Source organism: Marinomonas vulgaris (assembly GCF_018145875.1).
In the GTDB taxonomy this organism is placed as follows: domain Bacteria; phylum Pseudomonadota; class Gammaproteobacteria; order Pseudomonadales; family Marinomonadaceae; genus Marinomonas; species Marinomonas vulgaris.
Window position 1 is genome coordinate 399,629 of sequence record NZ_JAGSSV010000001.1, and the last position, 16,736, is coordinate 416,364.

Consider the following 16,736-nt stretch of genomic DNA (forward strand, 5'->3'; position numbering starts at 1 on the left):
CGTCAGTGGATGTCAGATTGGCAGTTGGGATTGCATAATTAGCTGTATATGATGCCAGTAATTGCAAAAATATGCCATGCAAAACTAAATAAGGAACCACTGCGGTCGCGGACGCGTACAAGTTTTTTCTAACGTGGGCGTGATAAATAGCGACACAAGGGTCGATTAATCACAAAACTTGATGTAAGTTTTGTGTAAACTTACTGGAAAACTAGAACCTTACACCCAGGTAGGAATCGTAATAGATTGCAATTCTGTGCATCATGTAAGAATACCTTAAAACGCACTATGTTCTTTTAAAATAGATTAGGAGTCTTTCATGATAAAGCTGTTTTCAGCAATGCTACTTTCCCTTCTTATTCCATTGACGGCAACGGCAGCCCAATACAGTGATGGAAACGGTTATACCACCATTAAAAACCCTGTTCGCACCAGTGACCCGAGCAAGGTCGAAGTGACAGAGATTTTCTGGTACGGATGCCCTCACTGTTTCTCTTTAGAACCAATTACCCAGGCATGGAAAAAAAACATACCAGATGATGTAGATTTCCAATACCTACCAGCGGTATTTGGTCGTAGTTGGTTAGCGCACGCTAAAGCTTATTATGTTGCCGATCTTTTGGGTGTAACAGACAAGATCCACACCCCTCTTTTTAATGCTATTCATGTTGATCGTCGTAACCTGAACTCCGAAGATGCCTTGGCAAGCTTTTTCACCGAGCAAGGTGTGAGTGAAGAAGCGTTTCGCAAACAATATGACTCTTTTGCCGTTAATAGCCGCCTAAGCCAAGCAGACGCTAAAATTCGAGCCTATGGCGCTCGCGGCGTACCCGGCATCATCGTTAATGGTAAATATCTGGTCAGCGCGGAAACTGCGCAAGGCAACAACAATATTTACAAAGTGGTTGATTTTCTAATCGAAAAAGAACGTCAATAATTTGATACAAAACAAGGATATGTGAGGTGGTATGACGGAATCATCAAGTGACGAATTAGTCACCATGTTGCGCAAGGCCGTTTCCCGGACCAGCATGCTGGCAGAAGGAAACGACCCCAAGCTGGACGCTGTTGTCCGTCAAATCCGCCAAGCCATAACAAAAGGGGCAAACGCTGACGATATTCAAACTTTGCTGAAGAATGCCGAGCCCCTGCTGATTAAAAGTGATGAAGAACAGCAAAAAAGAGCGCGTTTATTAAGATCTACGCTGGAAGAATTGGTCGACTTACTCGACAAACAAGAGGGTAAACGCGTTCCTCATACTGAAAAAAAGAAATTTGAATCACAGATTCGTCTTCACTGGCAAACTTCTTCTCAGTGGCCTTTACTCATAAAAAGCTTTTTGACTTTGGCAGAAAATACGCTTAATTCTGCTGAACCAGACCAACCTCGTTCTTCTTTTTTATCTCGTTTATTCCAGCGCGAAGGGGATGCTCCTAGAAAGAATGATCATGAGGTTATGACACAAATTAGCCATTCTTTTATTGGCTTGATGAATAACTTGTCACTTCCTAGTCTTTACGATGATGACGTCAGCGATTTAAAAAACGCTTTAAAGCGCAATGAAAGCTTACAAGACCTACCTGAGTTGCTCGACGAGGTTATTCACCTCATTATGGTTGCCATTGGCAAAACCCAAGAAAACCTCACCAAATATTTAAGCCAACTCAACCAACAGCTAGCCAGTATTAACGAATCCATTACCAGCAGCGCGATTTCTCACAAGTCGCTGTCAAAAAGTAGAGAAGGGTTTAACAGTCAACTAGAAACTCAAGTTAACGACACTTTTCATGCTGTTAAGCACAGTACAGATTTAGACAGTCTAAAAAGTCTGATTGATGATCGACTGACCGTTATTTCTAACACCATGACCGACTATAAAACTCAAATGATTGAGCAAGAAAAACAGGCTAGTCAGTCTATTTCTTCTCTCAAAAACAAAGTCGTCAGAATGGAAAAAGATACTGTATCACTGCGTTCTATGCTTCAAGAAAAGCTCGCGCAAGCCATGACAGACTCACTAACAGATTTACCAAACCGAACGGCTTATCAAGATGCTATTTTGCCTTTGTGTAAAATCATGCAGAAAACATCTAAACCCATGTGTCTTGCCGTATGTGATATTGATCACTTTAAAAGTGTCAACGACACCTGGGGACATTTAGCCGGTGATAAGGTTCTGCGTTTGGTTCCAAAGCAAATACGTTCAGTACTCAAAAAAGAGGATCTGATGTTTCGTTATGGTGGCGAAGAATTTGTTATCGCCTTTCCGAATATGACATTAGAACAAGCGATGGCGCGCACAGAGTTAGTGCGCCTTGCTGTAGCAAAAACCCCTTTTAATGTGCAAGGGGAGCCAGTTTCTATTTCTATTTCTATAGGTTTAGCCCAGCTTGAACCTGAAGAATCTCCAGAAGCTTTATTTGAACGCGCGGACAAACAACTGTATCTCGCTAAGGAAGCGGGTCGAAATCGAGTCATGGGCACAAAATAGAACCTATAAACCAGTACCAGAGCAACTGCGTCGCGGTTACAATGTAACGTATCAAAACAGCCAAGTTCGTTCATACTTGGCTGATTACACCATCGAATACAGTGATAAGGCGTGCGCTGCCGCCATTTAGGATGAAGTAGTTTATGCAAGATGATCAAAAAAAAACCACAGACTTTGGTTTTAAAGAAATCCCAGCCGATGAAAAAGTAAAAGCGGTTGCACAAGTTTTCCATTCCGTTGCTGCAAAATACGACATTATGAATGACTTGATGTCAGGCGGCGTTCATCGTCTTTGGAAGCGCCATACTATCAGCCAGTCCGGCGTTCGTGCTGGACAATGTGTACTCGATATTGCCGGCGGAACAGGGGATCTAACGCTAAAGTTTTCTCGCCTTGTCGGCAGCGAAGGGCAAGTCATTCTAGCGGATATTAACGACTCTATGCTGAAAGTAGGTCGCGACAAGCTAGCGAACCAAGGTGTTGTAGGCAATGTAAAATGCGTACAAGCCAATGCCGAAGCTCTACCTTTTCCTGACGATACCTTTGACTGCATCACCATTGCCTTTGGCCTTCGCAACGTCACGGATAAGTCAAAGGCGCTTGCATCCATGTACCGTGTCTTAAAGCCGGGTGGTCGTTTACTAGTTTTAGAGTTTTCCAAGCCCGAATCTGAGCTCTTATCGCAAGTTTACGATCAATATTCCTTTCGTCTTTTGCCAACCATGGGGAAATTGATTGCTAATGACGCCGATAGCTACCGCTACCTAGCCGAATCTATTCGCATGCACCCTGATCAAGAAACATTAAAAGGCATGATGGATGACGTGGGATTCGAGCGCACCAGCTACCAAAACCTAACCGGTGGCATTGTTGCTCTTCACAAAGGATTTAAATTCTAGACATGTTAACCAGTATGTTTCGTTTTCTTCGCATCGTTTATACGATCATTCGTTTTCGTCTTGACGTGTTTATTCCTTTTGCCTTGTTGCCTTGGTATATCCGTTACACCTTGGGTGCCGTGTGTTCCATTGGCCGTAAGAGAGCCAGCGAAAATAAAGGTGAGCGCTTACGTTTAGCGCTGGAGTCTTTAGGGCCTATCTTCGTTAAATTTGGGCAAATCTTATCCACTCGTCGCGATTTACTTGATGACGATATCGCCAATGAACTCGCCAGACTGCAAGACAAGGTGCCACCGTTTCCTGGGCATGTGGCGCAAGCTATCATTGAAAGGGACTTGCAAGCCCCCGTTACTGAGCTTTTTGCTGACTTCTCAGCAACACCTCTTGCCTCGGCATCCATCGCTCAAGTTCATACGGCCACTCTTCACTCCGGTGAAGAAGTTGTCGTGAAGGTGATTCGCCCCAACATTGAAAAAACCATTCGCCAAGACATAGGTTTGCTTTATACCTTAGCGCACCTTGTTGCTAATCTAAGCACAGATGGCCGCCGTTTACGTCCTGTGGAAGTGGTTACCGATTACGAATACACTATTTTAGATGAACTGGACCTTGCGAAAGAGGCGGCGAACACAGGCCTATTACAGCGCAATTTCACCAATTCGGATCTATTATATGTACCACAGGTTCACTGGGACTATAGTCATCGTAATGTGATGATCATGGAGCGCATATCTGGCATTCCTGTGGCCGATATCGCTGCATTGAACGACGCCAACGTGGATATGAAATGCCTAGCTGAGCGTGGCGTCGAAATATTTTTTACCCAAGTGTTTTCTCACAGTTTTTTCCATGCCGACATGCACCCTGGAAACATTTTTGTTGATGTAAGCAATCCTAAAAAACCTAAGTACATAGCCATTGATTGTGCCATCATGGGTAGTTTAGATGACGAGGACAAAAACTATCTTGCACGAAATTTGTTGGCATTTTTCCAACGTGATTATCGTCTGGTAGCGGAGTTACATGTAGAAAGTGGCTGGGTGCCAAAAGGTACACCGGTGCACGCTTTTGAATCTGCGATCCGGAGTGTTTGCGAACCCATGTTTGCTAAACCCTTGAAAGATATATCATTTGGTCAAGTTCTTATAGGCCTCTTTCAAACGGCTCGCCGTTTTAATATGGAAGTGCAACCTCAGTTGGTGTTACTGGAAAAAACCCTGTTAAACATTGAAGGACTGGGACGACAACTTTATCCAGACCTAGACCTTTGGGTAACGGCCAAACCCTTCCTTGAAAAATGGATGAGTGAGCAAATCGGCCCCAAACGTGTGATCGAAGAAGTACGCAAACAAGCACCACAGTGGGCCGGTCAGTTACCTCAGATTCCAAACTTGGTATTCACCGCCCTTTCGCAAATGTCTCATCAAGAAGAGCGTATGCAAGCACAAACACAAGCGATTGAAACCCTCGCCAAAGAGTTAAAGAAAAGCCGGAGGAACTTGCCTTTTCGTTTGCTCGGCTTAATCAGCTTAGGGGCCGCTTGGGTGATTACTGACCCAGCGTCATTAGAACACTTAAGACAAGCAGATTTCGCCAGTTTAGGGCTGTTTTTAGTCGGCCTGTACCTACTTGTCTTAAAACCGTAATATTTGAGAGACTATAATGAATTCCGATGTATTGGTTGAATTAGCAAAGACACTAGAACAACGTAAAAGCGCCCCGGCCGACTCGTCCTATGTGGCCAGCCTTCATGCTAAAGGATTAAACAAGATCCTAGAGAAAGTAGGTGAAGAGAGCGTCGAGACCATTATCGCGGCCAAAGATGCAGCCACTTCTGGAGACAAATCAGAAGTGATCTATGAAACCGCCGATTTATGGTTTCACACCCTTGTTATGCTGTCGCATCTGGACATAGGCCCAGAAGCAATATTAGATGAATTAGCACGTCGATTTAATCTGTCTGGTTTAGAAGAAAAAGCCAGCCGTACAAAATAAGCAGGAGTTCGTTATGTTAGGTGGTATTAGTATTTGGCAATTGCTCATTGTCTTGGCAATTTTAGTTTTGATCTTTGGAACGAAAAAACTGAAAAACCTTGGTTCAGACCTAGGTGGTGCGGTAAAGGGCTTTAAAGAAGCGGTTGATAAAGACGGTGAGCCAGAAGATAAAACCGCTCAGCATAAAGTGATCGATGCTGAAGCGAAAAAAGACGATAAGAGCGCCTAACCTGTGTTCGACATTGGCTTTTCAGAACTCCTCGTTGTTTTCGTTGTTGGCTTGCTTATTTTAGGCCCAGAGCGCCTGCCACACGCAGCAAAGACAGCGGGGTTGTGGGTGCGAAAAATTCGTCGCAGCATCAACTCCGTCCAGCGTGAAATTAATGCTCAGCTGGATCAAGAAGAGCTGCAGCAAAAAATCACCGAAACAAATGCGCGTATTCTAAAAGAAGGGCAAAACATTCAAAACAAAATTACACCGCACCCTGAAAGTGCTGACAAGTCAGCTGCTGATCCAGAACCACTAATGGTAGCCGCTACTGAAGAAACGGCACCAAACGCCTCCCAACCCAAATCACGCGCGGACATGTGACGCATTATGAGCACAGATTCAACTAACCAAGCCCCCTTGGTTTCTCACCTTGTTGAGCTTAGAAACCGGTTATTAAAATGCGTTTTAGCCATCTTGATTTTGTTTATTGGCTTGTATTCTTTCGCCAACGACTTGTATCTGATTGTCTCAGAGCCGCTTCGTCTTTTGCTGCCTGCAGGCAGCTCACTGATTGCCACCGAAGTTGCCTCGCCTTTTTTGGCGCCACTGAAATTAACCTTCGCGGTAGCCGTGCTGATTTCTGTACCTTATACGCTTTTTCAAGCCTGGTCGTTTATCGCACCCGCGCTCTATAAAAACGAGAAGCAAATCGCCATTCCCTTGCTGATCTCCAGCATCTTTCTGTTTTACGCGGGCGTGTTGTTTGCCTACTTCGTTGTATTGCCCTTGATCTTTGGTTTCTTTACAACCGTAGGCCCTGGTGAAGTGACGGTAATGACTGACATTAACAATTATCTAAACTTTGTTTTAAAACTGTTTTTCGCCTTTGGTGTAACATTTGAAATTCCTGTTGCAACTTACCTGCTGATCAAAGCTGGCGTTACAACTGTCGCCACTTTATCGAAAAAACGCCCCTATATCTTCTTGGGGTGTTTTGTGGTCGGCATGCTGATCACGCCACCGGATATCTTCTCTCAGACTCTACTGGCTATTCCCATGTGGATGCTGTTCGAGCTTGGCCTCATTGCTGGTCGTACCGTGAAAGTCGTGGTAGATGGCCGCGAAGAAGAAAACGCGGCCTAATGTAATCCAACCTTTATGTTTAATTAATCCAGCATAAAGGTCACAGGACCATCGTTGATAAACGCGACTTTCATGTCAGCCCCAAACTGCCCTGTTTCGACTTTGTCATATTGCGCTCGCACTTTACTCACAAAATCATTAAACAGTCGCTCTCCTTCTGCAGGCACGGCAGCAGTGGAAAAGCCAGGGCGTAGGCCCTTTTTTGTTTCTGCCGCTAAGGTAAATTGCGATATCAATAAAACGCCACCACCCACCTGCTGAACGTTAAGGTTCATTTTCCCGTCTTCGTCACCAAACATACGATATTTGAGCAACTTGTCTGCCAAGCGTTGTGTGTCTGTTTCTGTGTCGCCTTTTTCGATTCCAACTAAGACCATTTGTCCATGATCGATAGAACCAATCACCTTGCCGTCTACGGTCACACTAGCGTCAATCGCTCTTTGTACTAGCACTTTCATCTCGGCTCCTTTTCCTCTATGCCTTTTTTAAGAGAGACCTTATCAAACCTTAGAAAAAACAAAAGCGCCCTAAGGCGCTTCTGTCGCTCACGAATTCATTCGCATGAATTCATTTGCTGCTGCTCTTTTAAACGACTCTGACGAGTCGCTTGTTAAAGAATCGCTTTTCTTACTTACGACCAGCGCGTTTACGCTCGTTCTCAGTAAGCAATTTCTTACGAATACGGATGCTTTCTGGTGTTACTTCCACCAACTCGTCGTCTTCGATGAACTCAAGCGCTTGCTCAAGGGTGTGCTTGATTGGCGGCGTAAGCGTCAAGGCTTCGTCTGTACCAGAGGCACGAACGTTGGTTAGCTGCTTACCTTTAACAGGGTTAACAGACAAGTCGTTATCACGTGAGTGAATACCGATAACCTGACCTTCGTAGATATCAACCGCATGGCCTAGGAACATACGACCACGGCTTTGCAAGTTAAATAACGCGTAAGCGGCTGTTTTACCGGTCAACATACTGATCAATACACCGTTTTGACGACCACGAACATCACCGTCTTTTACTGGACCGTAATGATCGAACACGCTAGTCATGATACCAGAACCAGATGTTAGCGTTAGGAACAAACCACGGAAGCCGATAAGACCACGTGAAGGCGTCATGAACTCAAGACGAACGCGACCTTTGCCGTCGGGTTCCATGTTAGTCAACTCAGCTTTACGCAAGCCAAGCTCTTCCATGATAGAACCTTGATGTTGTTCTTCAACGTCGATAACCACTAGCTCAAACGGTTCTTGTACCTTTCCGTCAACGATTTTTTGAACCACTTCTGGACGAGAAACACCCATCTCAAAGCCTTCACGACGCATAGATTCAATCAATACAGAAAGGTGAAGTTCACCACGACCGGATACGATGAATTTGTCTGGTGTTTCGCCTTGACGAACACGCAATGCCACGTTGTGAATCAATTCACGATCAAGACGATCGGCGATGTTACGAGTAGTAATGTATTTACCTTCTTTACCAGCAAACGGCGAATCGTTAACCATAAAAGTCATGCTTACTGTCGGCTCATCAACCGTCAAAGCCGGTAGTGATTCAACACAGGTTGGGTCACACAAGGTATCAGAAATACTTAGACCGTCGATACCTGTGATACAAACGATATCACCAGCCGACGCTTTGTCTGTGTCAACTCGTGCAAGGCCATGATAGCCCTTCACGTTCAAAACTTTTCCTTTACGCTCTTTACCATCGGCCGATTTAACGACCACTTGCTGGTTTGGAGACAAACTACCACGGGTAATACGACCTACACCGATAACACCTACGTAGCTATCATAATCCAATGCAGATACCTGCATTTGGAAGGTACCTTCCGGGTCAACGTTTGGCACAGGCACGCTGTCGACAATCATTTGGTAAAGTGGCGTCATGTCTTCAGCCATTTCTTCTGGATCGTTACCAGAAATACCATTGATCGCAGAAGCGTAGATGACTGGGAAGTCTAATTGGTCTTCCGATGCACCAAGGCTGTCGAACAAGTCAAACACTTGATCCATAACCCAATCAGGACGAGCGCCTGGACGGTCAATTTTGTTGATAACAACGATAGGACGAAGACCACGTTCAAACGCCTTAGAGGTTACGAAACGCGTTTGTGGCATAGGGCCATCTACAGCATCAACCAACAACAAAACAGAGTCAACCATAGACAATACGCGTTCTACTTCACCACCGAAGTCAGCGTGTCCAGGTGTGTCTACGATATTGATACGGTAATCGTTCCACATGATGGAGGTGTTTTTCGCCAAAATGGTGATGCCACGCTCCTTTTCTTGATCGTTGGAATCCATGATTCTTTCTGAACCTTGGTCTTTACGATCTAGCGTGCCAGACTGGCTTAATAACTGATCAACCAAGGTTGTTTTACCATGGTCAACGTGGGCGATGATAGCCACGTTACGTAACTTACTGATATCATTAGACATTTATAGTTCTCTGCATTTAGCGTGAGCAAAAAGATATACCGCCGCTTGATACGGGCAGATATGCTCTTCAAGCGTCTCGGATCTTGGTGCGGGGTAAAATTCGCGCAATTGTACCCTTATCTCGATGAATATCCCATTAAAGTGGCGAAAAAAGTCCACAAAAATGCGTAACAAGGGTACTAATGCGATTTAACATGAAGACAATAGCATTCTATTACGACAGAAATACGACCGCCTTCACGAAAGAGTTAAGGTAAATAGATACCAAGGTTTTGGTGGCCTTTACCTAGTAAATAAGAGGCATGAATACGACTCATGACACCTTTGCCACAGTACAACAAATGCGGCACTGCTGAATCAAGCTGAGACCAACTAGACTCTAACGCAAAAAAAGGAATGGCTTTTACGGGTCGACCACTGACCTTTAATGGCCTATTTGCCGCTTCGTCAGGGTGGCGAATATCAATAATAACCTCGTTGCCAACAGGCATGCGCACCACAGGTATGTCTCCCGTGTATTGTTTTGCCACGTCATCCATCACGTTTTGTATTGATATAATTTTTGCGTCAGCAATGGCTTGCTCTAGGACGGCAAAGTCAAAATTCGCTTCCTGCCTTTCCACTTTATGCATTTTAGCTCGAGTGGTCGGCTTGACGGAAATCACCCCACAAAACTCTGGCATACTAGCGGCAAACGGCGCCGTGCCGATTTCAACGGCTTTATCGATAATGACCTGCTTATTCGTAGTGATTAAAGGCCGCATGACCAATTCGTCCGTAACCTGATCGATGATTTTTAAATTTGTCAGTGTTTGACTGGAGACTTGAGCCACACTTTCGCCCGTGACTAAAGCTTTGGCGCCTACTTGCTCCATCACCTCTGATGCGGCGCGTAACATCATACGTTTGAGGATCACGCCCATTTCAGCATTGTCGACCTTGGTAATAATCTCGCCGACAACCGCTTCAAAGGGTACGGTGACAAATTTCACATTTAACGCCGAGCCGTACTTTTCCCAAATGAAGTTCGAAACCTGTTTCACACCGATTTCATGGGCATCACCACCCAAGTTAAAAAAACAAAAGTGTGTTTTAAGACCGCGACTCATCGTTAAAAAAGAACTGACCGTAGAATCGTAACCGCCAGACATCAACGACAAGACAGGATCTTGCGAGCCTAATGGATAACCACCTAAGCCAGCAACACGTTGCTCTATCATCCACACTCGGTTGTCGCGGATATCAATTGGCACCAAAACCTCAGGATTCTTCAAACGAACCGCCAAAGCACCGCATCGCGCCATTAAACTGCCACCGATATGGCGTTCGGCTTCTACTGATGTAAAGTCGTGATGACCAACTCGCTTAACACGAACTGCAAATACAGCACCTTTAATGGATTCGCCATACGTTACAACGGCCTGTTCAACAATGTCATCAAGACTGACTAATGGAAACTCTCTTACATACTGAAAATGCGCAATACCAGCGATATTCGCCAATGACTCAACGAACTCATCTCGTAATTCTTCTTTTTCAGAAAACACCTCTAGAAAATCCCAATTGCCGGAGACCTTAACGTCATTATCATACTTTTTTAGCACCAATCGAATATTATGTCGCAATTGCTTTACGAAGGCTTTTCTAACAGGGCTGCTTTTGATGGTGATTTCTGCAAAAAATTTAACGATGAATTTCATAGGACGAACAATGGTTACCGGAGGGAGTGAAGGAAGGCGCTCATTATAGGGAAAAGCATCAGGATAAAAAACGCTTATTTAGCACCATTACAGAGCATTTTAAACTTTTAGTGCACCACTATAGATCATTACTACTTTATTTATGCACTGTTTTTGTATTGATTAGGTATTATTTTTTTTCTGATGACATCTATCTTGTTGTATTGATTGAACTTATTTATCCGCACAACATTCTGGCACAAGTTATGCTTTATATTCGACAAATTGCGCTTTATATTGAAGCACTCTATTAACCCAAAAGTAATTACGCTTTCACTACGACTGGAGAACAACTATGTCAAACAAGACCCTTGCCTTGATTGCTGAGCATGACGCGAAGTGGGTTGACCTTCGCTTTACTGACTTTAAAGGTAAAGAACAACACGTATCTATTCCAGCAATCACGGTAGATGAAGAGTTTTTTGAAACTGGTCAGATGTTTGATGGTTCATCTATCGCTGGCTGGAAAGGCATCAACGAATCCGACATGATCATGATGCCACAAGATGACACAGCGATTATTGACCCTTTCACTGAAGAAGCAACGGTTATTGTTCGTTGTAACATCATTGAACCTTCTACTATGCAAGGTTACGACCGCGATCCACGCTCTGTTGCATTGCGCGCAGAAGAATTCCTTAAATCTACCGGCCTTGGTGACACAGCATTTTTCGGCCCTGAGCCAGAATTCTTTATTTTCGACGACGTTCGTTGGAAAACAGACATGTCAGGTTGTTCTGTAGAGATCAATTCTGAAGAAGCCGCTTGGTCTTCTAACAAGAAATTCGAAGGTGGCAACATGGGTCACCGTCCGTTCGTAAAAGGCGGTTACTTCCCAGTGCCACCAGTTGATTCTCATCACGATCTACGTGGCGCAATGTGTGGCGCAATGGAATCAATGGGCTTAGTTGTTGAAGTACATCACCACGAAGTGGCAACAGCGGGTCAAAACGAAATCGGTATCAAATTTAACACTTTGGTCAAAAAAGCCGATGAAGTTCAGATTCTTAAGTACTGTGTACACAACGTAGCACACGCATACGGCAAAACAGCGACTTTCATGCCGAAACCAATCGTTGGTGACAACGGTTCTGGTATGCACGTTCACCAGTCTTTCTGGAAAGATGGCGAAAACCAATTTGCTGGTGACCAATACGCTGGCCTTTCTGAAATGGCGCTTTACTACATCGGCGGTATCATCAAGCACGCCAAAGCATTGAACGCGTTCACTAACGCTTCAACAAACTCTTACAAGCGTCTTGTTCCTGGTTTCGAAGCACCTGTTATGTTGGCTTACTCTGCTCGTAACCGTTCCGCTTCTATCCGTATCCCATACGTTGCAAGCCCTAAAGGCAAGCGTATTGAAGCACGTTTCCCTGATCCAACGGCTAACCCATACCTAGCATTCGCGGCTATGTTGATGGCAGGTATCGACGGTATCAAAAACAAGATTCACCCTGGCGATGCAGCAGACAAAGATTTGTACGACCTTCCTGCTGAAGAAGCATTGGCTATTCCTCAGGTTGCTGGCAGCCTAGAAGAAGCGCTTAAGTGTCTAGACGAAGATCGTGCGTTCTTGACTCAAGGCGGCGTATTCTCTGATGAGATGATCGATGCTTACATCGACCTGAAAACTGGCGAAGCGCTACGTATCTCTACAACAACTCACCCACTTGAGTTTGAATTGTACTACAGCGTTTAATGCTTATTTAGTCGCTTAATACACAGAAAGCCTCGACTTAGCTCGAGGCTTTTTTTTGCTCAGTTTTTACATTTCTATTTTCGTAGCGAAATAGTTTGCACGAATAGAAGCACGAATCACACAGCGCACCTTTGTGGTGCAATTAAAAATCTTCTGTAATATAAAGACCTTAATAAACACACTGTTTCAGACCGCCCAATGTTGGTTCGTTTTTTGCAGCTGTGGCAGAAGGAAATATAAAAGCAGGAGTCAATAGAGAGGCACTGTCTGTGTATAGCTTATTAATTGATCATTTATCCACTGCGGTTGTACAAGTCAACAACCAGCTTGAAATCGAATATTTAAACCCAGCGGCAGAAATGCTGCTGGCGGTCAGTCGTCGCCGCATTTATGGCAACCACATTATGGCGGCATTCCGTGAAGACGAAAACAGCATTCACGCCTTACAATCGGCGGTTGAATCTGGTTACCCTTTTACTAAACGAGAAGCGGAAATCGAGTGCAACAGTGGCAAAAAATTATTTTGCGATTACACAGTCACTCCCATAATGGGCACATCAAACGATACAGAAAGCCTCATTATTGAGCTCTATCCAAGAGACAGAATGAAGCGCATTTCACAAGAAGACGAGATCATCGCTAACCACGAAAGCAGCAAAGAGCTAGTACGCGGTCTTGCCCATGAAATCAAAAATCCGCTTGGCGGCATTCGCGGTGCGGCGCAATTGATTAGTCGCGCCTTTACAGATGAAGCCCTGAACGACTACACCCAAGTTATTATCGAAGAATCTGACCGCTTGCGGGACTTGGTCGATCGTTTATTAGGCCCAAGACAATTGCCTAAAAATACCTCCCTAAACATACACAAGGTCATTGAACGTGTACGTCAGTTAATTTCAGTGGAAACGGACAATCAAATAGAACTTATTCGAGATTATGACCCTAGTATTCCAGATCTCATCGGTGACGAATCACAACTTATTCAAGCGCTGCTCAATATCACACGAAATGCTATGCAAGCCTTAATGGAAGACGAAAGTAACGAACATAAAAGCATTCGCATGGTAACTCGCGCATTACGCCAATTCACCATTGGCTCCAAGCGTCACCGCCTCGTGTGTAAGATCAGCATCATAGATAATGGCCCTGGCATTCCAGACGCCATTTTAAAAACTTTGTTTTATCCCATGGTTAGCGGCCGAGCCGATGGAACTGGCCTAGGTCTGTCCATTGCGCAATCTATTATTCATCAACATCACGGCATTGTTGAATGTAACAGCTATCCGAAAAAAACCGAATTTAACTTACTGATTCCCATTGAGACGTCAGTCCAAGATTAGGAGAAACGCACATGACACCCGAAGAAACCGTATGGATTGTTGACGATGACCGCTCTATTCGCTGGGTACTCGAAAAAACATTGGAACAAGAAGGCATTCTTTGTCGCTTGTTTGATTCAGCTGAAAACCTCGTGAACATCATTGATAAAGAGCAGCCCAGCGCCATTATCAGCGACATACGCATGCCAGGTATGGACGGGTTAGAGCTGCTCGATAAACTACAAAAAGATCACCCATATTTACCTGTTATCATCATGACAGCTCATTCCGATCTTGAAAGCGCTGTTGCTTCTTATCAAGGTGGGGCGTTTGAATACCTACCAAAACCCTTTGATGTTGAAGAAGCGGTGAGCTTGGTTAAGCGTGCCATGCTGCACCATCGTAATGCACGTCCGAGCACAGCCAGCATGGATGCCGCTGTTGAAGAGGACAACCAAGTCGATAAAGAAATCATTGGTGAAGCACCTGCCATGCAAGAAGTGTTTCGGGCTATCGGACGCTTGGCAAACTCCAACATAACAGTACTTATTAACGGCGAGTCGGGCACGGGTAAAGAGCTGGTCGCCCAAGCCTTGCACACTCACAGTCCACGAGCGTCCAATCCTTTTATCGCGCTAAATATGGCGGCGATTCCCCGTGATTTGATCGAATCGGAATTATTTGGCCACGAAAAGGGCGCCTTTACCGGTGCCAACACCCAACGTCGAGGCCGGTTTGAACAAGCCAACGGCGGCACCCTGTTTTTAGATGAAATCGGCGACATGCCTGCGGAAACACAAACCCGCTTACTACGTGTGCTGGCCGATGGTGAGTTCTATCGTGTTGGCGGCCACACCCCAGTGAAAGTCGACGTACGTATCATTGCAGCCACCCATCAAAATTTAGAAACATTGGTGCAAAAAGGCTCTTTCCGCGAAGATTTATTTCATCGTTTAAATGTTATCCGTATTCACTTGCCAAAGCTGGCGGAACGTCGCGAAGATATTCCAAAACTGGCACGTCACTTTTTGAACCGCGCCGCAGAAGAATTGGCGGTAGAGCCAAAGCAACTTACCAAAGAAACCGAGCAATACCTCACTCAACTGGAGTGGCCAGGGAACGTTCGTCAGTTGGAAAACACCTGTCGCTGGTTGATCGTCATGGCGTCGGGCCGTGAGGTACTGGTTGAAGATTTACCACCTGAACTGCTGGCGTCTGTGCCCCATGAGCAGCCCTTCTCATCCTGGGAGGAAGCACTGAAAAACTGGGTAGATAGCACCTTAGCAACTGGCCAGAAAGGCATCCTTGATCAAGCTGTTCCCAAGTTCGAGCGTATCATGATAGAAACTGCCTTAGCACACACAGGTGGCCGTCGTCGTGACGCCTCTTTGTTGCTTGGCTGGGGGCGCAATACCTTAACTCGTAAAATCAAAGAACTTAATATCGACCACGCCGAACAAGATGAGGATTAGCATTTTTCCGTGTGCCCAATAAGCGAGATCAGCATTATGTAAGGCTTATCTCGTTGGGCGGAACTTTATCAGGTCGCAGGCTTGATTTTGTGTGTACAATCCCCTACTAATTAGAGAGAAACCACTCTTTCATCCATAATGGGGATTTTGCTATGTATCCAACACTTGAGTCCATGGGCGTTACCAGCACAAAGGACATTGAGAAATTTACCTTACGCTACGAAGGCGGCCACGATGTTTTAAAAATATATTACCGCCGTGAAAAAGGGTCTTTGCTGCCAAAAAGTAAGAAATTTAAGTTTGGTCGTTCTAGCAAAACTGTATTGGCTGATGGTGGTCAACAAACCTACCGTCAAGTTCAAGAGCCTTCTCTTATTGTGCTACGCGCTATGGAAGAGCTAGAACAAATCGTTGGCAAACAACACGACATTCAAGTCAGTAAAGAAGACCTAGTCAAAGAACTTGAGCATCTTGAAAAAGTCATGACCAGTAAAATCAGCGAAATCAAAGAAAAAATCAACGCTATGTCATAAGCACATTAGCGTTCTGTTCTAAAATAGCTCCCCTCTGTCATGGTCTTTGTCTCATAGATATATGCCCTGTCGACAGCGGGAGTCCATTTTCTGGCCCCATTGCAAAAATCCCGCTACAATTCCTACGTTTTTTCTTACTGAGTCTTCTCTACTATGCGTCTAATCACGTCTGTAACACAATTAGCCGATATCCTGCGAAAAGGGGGCGTTGCTGCCTACCCAACCGAGGCGGTGTGGGGGCTAGGATGCGACCCTGACAACCATGCCGCGGTAACGCGAATTCTCACCATTAAAGATCGCCCCGAATCAAAAGGTTTGATACTGGTCGCAGGTAATGAACAAGACCTTATGCCGTGGCGGGAAACATTAGACGAGGTAACGGCACAGCGGCTCATAAGCATCAGACAAACACCCACGTCTTGGGTTGTGCCAGATACTGCCATAGCACCAAGTTGGGTACGAGGTGAGCATGACAGCGTGGCAATTCGGCTGTCTCAACATGAGCCTGTTCAGCAGTTGTGCGCAGCATTTGGAGGCGTACTTGTGTCCACATCAGCCAATCCAGCCGGGCTTCCTCCTGCTACGAGTGCTGAACAAGTAGATGCTTATTTTGGTGACAAAATAGACGCCATTTTTTCCGCACCATTAGGTGGGGCTTCGCAACCGTCTCAAGTCAGAGACATTTTAACTGGCACGCTTTTTAGAGCTTAAAAAGCGCCTTTCGTTGTAGATGACCGACATTTGTTGTGCAAAACCGCTTTTTTATCCACAGAAAGTAAAAAA

General features: G+C 45.0%; 16 protein-coding genes. 13 read left to right on the forward strand and 3 right to left on the reverse strand.

All coding sequences use genetic code 11. The annotated features are described in order from the left end of the window. Positions 1 to 319 precede the first annotated feature (319 nt). From J9B83_RS01925 to tatC, 8 genes are all read left to right on the forward strand, one after another. Positions 320 to 937: a thiol:disulfide interchange protein DsbA/DsbL gene (locus J9B83_RS01925; RefSeq protein WP_211535027.1), complete on the forward strand. Its 618-nt coding sequence runs from the start codon at positions 320 to 322 to the stop codon at positions 935 to 937. Positions 938 to 968: 31 nt separating this feature from the next. Further along, on the forward strand, positions 969 to 2,492 hold the full coding sequence (locus J9B83_RS01930) for a GGDEF domain-containing protein (protein WP_211535028.1): 1,524 nt from the start codon (positions 969 to 971) through the stop codon (positions 2,490 to 2,492). A gap of 143 nt (positions 2,493 to 2,635) precedes the next feature. Further along, positions 2,636 to 3,391 (forward strand): bifunctional demethylmenaquinone methyltransferase/2-methoxy-6-polyprenyl-1,4-benzoquinol methylase UbiE, encoded by a 756-nt coding sequence (ubiE, locus tag J9B83_RS01935; RefSeq protein ID WP_211535029.1) that lies wholly within the window; start codon positions 2,636 to 2,638, stop codon positions 3,389 to 3,391. Positions 3,392 to 3,393: 2 nt separating this feature from the next. Next, complete coding sequence (gene ubiB / locus J9B83_RS01940) at positions 3,394 to 5,037, forward strand: ubiquinone biosynthesis regulatory protein kinase UbiB (RefSeq protein WP_211535030.1); 1,644 nt, start codon at positions 3,394 to 3,396, stop codon at positions 5,035 to 5,037. A gap of 16 nt (positions 5,038 to 5,053) precedes the next feature. After that, on the forward strand, positions 5,054 to 5,386 hold the full coding sequence (locus tag J9B83_RS01945) for a phosphoribosyl-ATP diphosphatase (RefSeq protein WP_211535031.1): 333 nt from the start codon (positions 5,054 to 5,056) through the stop codon (positions 5,384 to 5,386). A gap of 13 nt (positions 5,387 to 5,399) precedes the next feature. Beyond that, positions 5,400 to 5,615 (forward strand): Sec-independent protein translocase subunit TatA, encoded by a 216-nt coding sequence (gene tatA / locus J9B83_RS01950; RefSeq protein WP_211535032.1) that lies wholly within the window; start codon positions 5,400 to 5,402, stop codon positions 5,613 to 5,615. A gap of 3 nt (positions 5,616 to 5,618) precedes the next feature. Continuing rightward, positions 5,619 to 5,978 (forward strand): Sec-independent protein translocase protein TatB, encoded by a 360-nt coding sequence (tatB, locus tag J9B83_RS01955; RefSeq protein ID WP_211535033.1) that lies wholly within the window; start codon positions 5,619 to 5,621, stop codon positions 5,976 to 5,978. A 6-nt stretch (positions 5,979 to 5,984) separates the two neighbouring features. Further along, the gene (gene tatC, locus J9B83_RS01960; protein WP_211535034.1) at positions 5,985 to 6,740 is read left to right on the forward strand and encodes a twin-arginine translocase subunit TatC; all 756 of its coding nucleotides are present in this window, start codon (positions 5,985 to 5,987) and stop codon (positions 6,738 to 6,740) included. A 23-nt stretch (positions 6,741 to 6,763) separates the two neighbouring features. Here the strand turns inward: tatC and dtd are convergent, their stop codons facing one another. The 3 genes from dtd to thiI all read right to left on the reverse strand — a co-directional run bounded on the left by dtd (position 6,764) and on the right by thiI (position 10,888). Continuing rightward, the gene (gene dtd / locus J9B83_RS01965; RefSeq protein WP_211535035.1) at positions 6,764 to 7,198 is read right to left on the reverse strand and encodes a D-aminoacyl-tRNA deacylase; all 435 of its coding nucleotides are present in this window, start codon (positions 7,196 to 7,198) and stop codon (positions 6,764 to 6,766) included. Between the two features lie 169 nt (positions 7,199 to 7,367). After that, positions 7,368 to 9,188 (reverse strand): translational GTPase TypA, encoded by a 1,821-nt coding sequence (typA, locus tag J9B83_RS01970; RefSeq protein WP_211535036.1) that lies wholly within the window; start codon positions 9,186 to 9,188, stop codon positions 7,368 to 7,370. 248 nt (positions 9,189 to 9,436) lie between these two features. After that, on the reverse strand, positions 9,437 to 10,888 hold the full coding sequence (gene thiI, locus J9B83_RS01975) for a tRNA uracil 4-sulfurtransferase ThiI (RefSeq protein ID WP_211535037.1): 1,452 nt from the start codon (positions 10,886 to 10,888) through the stop codon (positions 9,437 to 9,439). Between the two features lie 334 nt (positions 10,889 to 11,222). On the opposite strand from thiI, the gene glnA reads away from it, so the two are divergent. From glnA to J9B83_RS02000, 5 genes are all read left to right on the forward strand, one after another. After that, positions 11,223 to 12,629 (forward strand): glutamate--ammonia ligase, encoded by a 1,407-nt coding sequence (glnA, locus tag J9B83_RS01980; RefSeq protein ID WP_211535038.1) that lies wholly within the window; start codon positions 11,223 to 11,225, stop codon positions 12,627 to 12,629. A gap of 269 nt (positions 12,630 to 12,898) precedes the next feature. Further along, a complete protein-coding gene (gene glnL / locus J9B83_RS01985; RefSeq protein ID WP_211535039.1) occupies positions 12,899 to 13,969 on the forward strand; it encodes a nitrogen regulation protein NR(II) in 1,071 nt (356 codons plus the stop codon). 11 nt (positions 13,970 to 13,980) lie between these two features. Further along, complete coding sequence (ntrC, locus tag J9B83_RS01990; protein WP_211535040.1) at positions 13,981 to 15,420, forward strand: nitrogen regulation protein NR(I); 1,440 nt, start codon at positions 13,981 to 13,983, stop codon at positions 15,418 to 15,420. A 152-nt stretch (positions 15,421 to 15,572) separates the two neighbouring features. Continuing rightward, entirely contained in the window at positions 15,573 to 15,953 is a 381-nt protein-coding gene (locus tag J9B83_RS01995) for a DUF3461 family protein (protein ID WP_211535041.1), read from the forward strand. A 153-nt stretch (positions 15,954 to 16,106) separates the two neighbouring features. Then, positions 16,107 to 16,664: an L-threonylcarbamoyladenylate synthase gene (locus J9B83_RS02000; RefSeq protein ID WP_211535042.1), complete on the forward strand. Its 558-nt coding sequence runs from the start codon at positions 16,107 to 16,109 to the stop codon at positions 16,662 to 16,664. Positions 16,665 to 16,736 lie beyond the last annotated feature (72 nt).